Origin of the sequence: Halobacillus sp. A1 (genome assembly GCF_024189295.1) — a bacterium.
GTDB lineage: Bacteria > Bacillota > Bacilli > Bacillales > Halobacillaceae > Halobacillus_A.
Window position 1 is genome coordinate 1 of sequence record NZ_JAIZEN010000048.1, and the last position, 5,146, is coordinate 5,146.

A 5,146-nucleotide genomic window follows, 5' to 3' on the forward strand; every position below is an offset into this window, starting at 1 on the left:
GCCCCAATTACTGGAAGACTTGATTTCGAGATATTTTGTAGGAAATGGTAACTAACGAACCCTTTAGTTAAATAGCACCTTATTTATAAATTCTGTTTTTGCTTCTGTATATCCCTCACGGTCATTATTAAATTCTTGTGCTAATTGGCTTTTAATTGTAGCGTATTCCTCTGCAAGGTGTGCATTAGTTCTTAATTTATTTCGAAATTTAAGTTGTTTTTCCCAACGTTCTTCTCCTTCTTGCATTAGGTGTAAATGAGCTACTCGTTTGTCGTTCTTTACTTTAACAAAAAATCTTCTCCAAGGCTGTTTGTCTAATTCGGGAGGTACATAATGCCAATCGTGTAAAGATAAGTTTTCCACTATTTTGTTGATAAGTTTAAATGATGGAATAGAAGCCATTAAGTCGATAATTGGTTTAGCGGGCAAATTAGGAATTGCTGTACTGCCTATATGTTCTACTTGCTTAACACCAAAAGCTGAAAGTAAATTGTATAGTTCTTTTCTCTCCCGAATGCCTTTGTCCTTCCACATAGGGTCTGGCTCTTTTAACTCAATTGTTTCAAATGCCCATACTGGGATGTTTTTATGGTCATTGCTATTGTCCATTAATTCTATCCTCCCTCTTATTTTCTTCAACAAACCTTCTCCGTTATTCAAAACGATCGTCCATATTGAACAATTGCCCCCGTTAGTTTAACTACATTTCTTCTTAAACCCTATTTTAACAAGTACTAGAAGTTTACTAAAACCCCCGTCTTATTGAATAATTGGGCTTTTTGTAGAACTGTTTTATATGACTTTAGTTTATGTACTCCAACACGGGATAAGTTTTTTAGTGACAGAGCTTTTTATTAGAAATTAAGTTTCATGCGTCTAGCTGCTCTTCCATTTCTCATTACAGGGGATAACTCTTCATAAAACTCGATATCTTCGAAAATCGGCTCACCCTCGTAATAGCCATGTTGCATGCGATAACGATTGAAAATGTATTCTATACATCGCTTATTCGAAGGAAATAAAGCTATCTCCTCCCCCTTTTTATTCAACAAAATCGCCATCATTTGATTCGGGCTGCGAAAACTATTCACCATATGTTCCGAATTCTCTTTGTGGGTCACCCATTCCAAATTACTTTTTTTCGGATTCCCACGATCGGCATCGATATGGTTCACCACGGCTTTGTTGTCAGGATTCGGGATAAAAGCTGTTGCGACCAGACGATGCACTAATTGCTGTTTCGCTTTGCCCTTGTGACTTAAGTTTACATACTTATACCCTCCGTGGTTCACATGCTGGTTCATTCGTTTAACAGTCGTTTTATTGATAACCTCGCCTTCTGTACTTACCAGGTAATTCGGAAAACCGTCAACTTCTTTCCACTCACCAACCGATGTAATAGCCTTTATTTTATTTGATATTTGTGTATCCATGCGTCACATCCTTAGTGGCTTTTGCCTAAATAGGTTGTAGTAAGGCTTTTTAAAGGTGTTTCAATTTCTATTCATCTGCTTACACAATCTCTGAAAAATGTGGTTGCTTGTTGTTGAACTAACGCCCCCCTCTATAGTGGAAGACTTAATTTCGAGATGGTCACTAACTAATGCCCCCGTTAGTTTCTTCATAACTTTTCACCATTTCAAAATTCTATTTTTATAGCTTACTTTTCTTACTAATGCTACAAAACTAGCACGTGCATTCTAGAAATTCATTATATGTATTTACAAATCAGAGAGTCTAAAGAAAGAAACTTTGTTATCAGAAATTAAGCATTTTTCTAGACTCCTTCTATGACTTGATATCTCACCTTCACTATAGTAGCTCACATACCAGCGTGTATTTTTATGACACAGATTTGACGTTATCCGTTGAATATATGGTAAATCAACATCCGACAAGCTATGTCCCATAATAATAATCTCATTATATTTATTAGGTGAGTTAAAAAAAGACTGATTCCTTGCAATCACGGAAGCTGTTGACTTGTGTGTAGTTGCATAATACTGCGTAATTAAATCATACGCTTCATCAAGCCTAACATCACCATAACCCAAATCTAAATTACTTGGTGGCTTTCCTACAGCATGACCAAGAATGATTTCAGAACGTTCATGAACAACTCTATTGTGAATATGAAGAACCTCCTCCTCATTAATTCCATAGAAGTTTTGTAAAGTTGGTGTATAGTTAAAATTCAAGTAAAAAGAATCCTTAACCTCGGTAAAACACTTAGCAATCCCTTCACTCATTTTAGTTGGCATATCAATACTGCATATCCATTTAACAAATTGAGATATTAACTCATAGCTCATATATGAAGTATCTTGTTCGATAAAATACTGAAATTCATGATGATACATGTCACTCCAATTGTCATCTGCATACGAGACTAAACTGTCAGAGTAATAATCATACATTAGTTGAACATCGATATTTGCCAGATTTGCTTCAAAACTCGACCATAAATCCTCTTGGAACATATTGAACATCTCCATCGTTCTTAATATTTCTGTCCCAGTTTCCAAGAGGTAATTCCTAAAATTCCAGTAACTAGTTTTCATTCCATGGTGAAGATCAAACCCATTTCCAATAATAAAAAGTCTTTTCTGCGTGAGTTGTTCATACTCTATAGCTTCGTTATACAAATTTTGATTCATTTTTAACACCTGCACTTTCAATTGATTACTTAAGCGGTGTAGGTATGGTTACCTCCTATAGCTATATAACCCTTTTAGCAAAAAAATTGATATTTAAATTAACAGACATGTAATTGTTTAATCTCTTTGTTCAACCGTCGATGCAGCTTCTTTGCTTCCAATTGCTATTTCTTCATTACTTATATCATCGTGTATCCCATCGCGTTCTTTATGTTCAATATTCTTCATCATCATTTCATAATGAGAACCATGTCCCATTCTATAAAATATTTGCTTAAATACTTCTAAATATCTCGCTACAATATCTGTACTTCTTTCCACAAATAAATCTTCATTTATATGATGTGATCCATCGTGCAACCAAGTAAGTAATGATCTGCAAATTGATTTTTCTTCATCATCAAATTTGTTTACTATGTCTGTTAAATTTACACCTCCAAAAAAGGTAAAATAATTCTCTAAAATTCTTCTCATAACATTTTGAGTTGTTATTAAGCTTTGGTTGTTTAAAAGAATTAATTCATTCCACAATAGTTCATAAGAAGATTTAATTGGATTATCATTATATTGCTGAACATAAGAGTTATTATCCGTTTTTCTAACAATCCAAAACGACTCATTACTGAGGGTTTGATTATGTCTGTTGAAGGAGACTTCTTTGTGAAAGTAGATGTTATGAGTCAGTAAAATCAATTGTCTAGTTTCTCCTGTTTCGCTTTTTACCTCTTCAATAATTTCTCTAATCAGATTACTTACAATAAACAATATGTTGCTATCTAAACTTGATATTGGATCATCTAATACCACAATTTTATTAGTAGTGACTTCTTCCCTATCTGTACTGCCCTTCAATAAATTGTAAAAATACAGAAAGGTAATAAATGTCTTTTCTCCTTCACTTAATGTGTTCTCTACATCCTCGCCGTTCCCCCGGACAATCTTGTAATGGCCTTTTTCATTCGCGGTAGCTAATTTAAAATTTGTAAAACCAAAGGCTCTTAACCTTTTGTTAATCTCATTGACTGAGTGTTCAATATTAGTTACTTGCTTTTGAAGTTGAGAAACCTCTTCCTCCAATTTCTTCTTATGTTTTTCTTTATTTTTTCTACCAGTTTTCCTTCCGTTTATTTCTTTATCCAATTGGTCATCTTTTGATTTATACCTGGAATAGTTTTCCTTATTTTGCTCAATTAAATATCTCCAGATATCACCTATTAAAACCTGTTTAGCTTCTTTGGCATTTGTCACCAAGTCATTGTTTTCGGTGATTGACTCATTGGCTTTTTTTATTTCAACGTTTATATCAGTGAGGTTCTTTGAAATATCCTGCAAAGTAATGACCTTACTCGGTTCATTTAATTTGCTCTTAATTAGGTTCATATTCTCCTTTATCTTAGCTTCGATTAATAAAAAGGTATCTTGGATCATTTTATTGTCTATATATTCATGGCTTTTATTAATAAAATCCTTTATTCGTGAAATAAGATCTTCTTTATATGCCTCATAATTCTCTGAAAAACTCTTTAACCTATTTATTTGTTCAGAGTATGTTTGGTCGAAGTAACTATGTAATTTAGCATCTAAATCGTCTGGAAGCCCTTGCTGACAGAAGGGACAAATACCATCAGTATTGTGCATATGGTCATGTCCTTGTAGTACCCAATCACTAATGCTTAATTTATTTATTAAATTAGATATGTCTACATCATCTGCACCAATAATTCTTGTATTAAGAATAGAAATATCCTGAAACTCAATAGTTGATTGCATCAGTGGTATAGTATCTACTTTTACAAGAGTACGTTCAAAAAGTGCCTCTCTCCTTTGGACTAAATCTATAAATTCCTTTAGTTCGTTTTTATTATCAGCTTCTGCTATGAATTTTTTCATTAGATTTTTTTTGGAATTATTATAGCCCGTAAATGCCTCTTTGAAATATGAAGTATATTTATCTTTTATACCCCAACACTCTTCTTTAAAAATATTTCTATTACTGTTCCTTTCATCTTCTTTACTTTCTATACCTTCATTCAAGTCACTTATTTTTTCTCTATGTTTCACTAACTCGTCTTTATTTTCCTTAATTTGTTCCATGGTTTCTTTTTGATCTTTACCTAAAGTAAAGATCCCTTTAATATGTTCGTTTTGTCTAAAGTTCTCTTCCACAAAATTCCTATTATAAACAAATACCTTATGGTCAGGTTCAGGCTGAGTTATGTAGCAATCTGGAAATTCATCAATGTTACGCAATACTTCAGATATAGTTGTTTTTCCAGAACCATTGCTTCCATAAAAGTAATTTACTTTCTCCAAACCTTTAATTTCAACACCCTTATTGTCGTAAGTTGCTACATTCCTCAAGGTAATTTCATTAATCATATAATCCTCCTTAAATCTTAAAAAACTTAACATATACCACATTTTACCACAGAACATTATGTAAAAAAGATTGAATATCTCGAAACTGAGTCTTCCACTATCCTGCCCTT

At 33.1% G+C, this 5,146-nt stretch carries 4 protein-coding genes; all 4 read right to left on the reverse strand.

The genetic code is table 11. The features are described from left to right. Window positions 1–63 precede the first annotated feature (63 nt). Entirely contained in the window at window positions 64–609 is a 546-nt protein-coding gene (locus tag LF817_RS19850; RefSeq protein ID WP_253926249.1) for a GrpB family protein, read from the reverse strand. 245 nt (window positions 610–854) lie between these two features. After that, on the reverse strand, window positions 855–1,433 hold the full coding sequence (locus LF817_RS19855; protein ID WP_253937546.1) for an NUMOD4 domain-containing protein: 579 nt from the start codon (window positions 1,431–1,433) through the stop codon (window positions 855–857). A gap of 288 nt (window positions 1,434–1,721) precedes the next feature. Further along, window positions 1,722–2,657, reverse strand: coding sequence for a bacteriophage abortive infection AbiH family protein (locus LF817_RS19860; RefSeq protein ID WP_253937547.1), 936 nt, complete (start codon window positions 2,655–2,657; stop codon window positions 1,722–1,724). Window positions 2,658–2,774: 117 nt separating this feature from the next. Beyond that, complete coding sequence (locus LF817_RS19865; protein ID WP_253937548.1) at window positions 2,775–5,036, reverse strand: AAA family ATPase; 2,262 nt, start codon at window positions 5,034–5,036, stop codon at window positions 2,775–2,777. Window positions 5,037–5,146 lie beyond the last annotated feature (110 nt).

Bases quoted from the DNA above. Each gene is read 5' to 3' on its own strand.
- LF817_RS19850 (WP_253926249.1), bottom strand. From the start codon at position 609: ATGGACAATAGCAATGACCATAAAAACATCCCAGTATGGGCATTTGAA.
- LF817_RS19855 (WP_253937546.1), bottom strand. From the start codon at position 1,433: ATGGATACACAAATATCAAATAAAATAAAGGCTATTACATCGGTTGGT.
- LF817_RS19860 (WP_253937547.1), bottom strand. From the start codon at position 2,657: ATGAATCAAAATTTGTATAACGAAGCTATAGAGTATGAACAACTCACG.
- LF817_RS19865 (WP_253937548.1), bottom strand. From the start codon at position 5,036: ATGATTAATGAAATTACCTTGAGGAATGTAGCAACTTACGACAATAAG.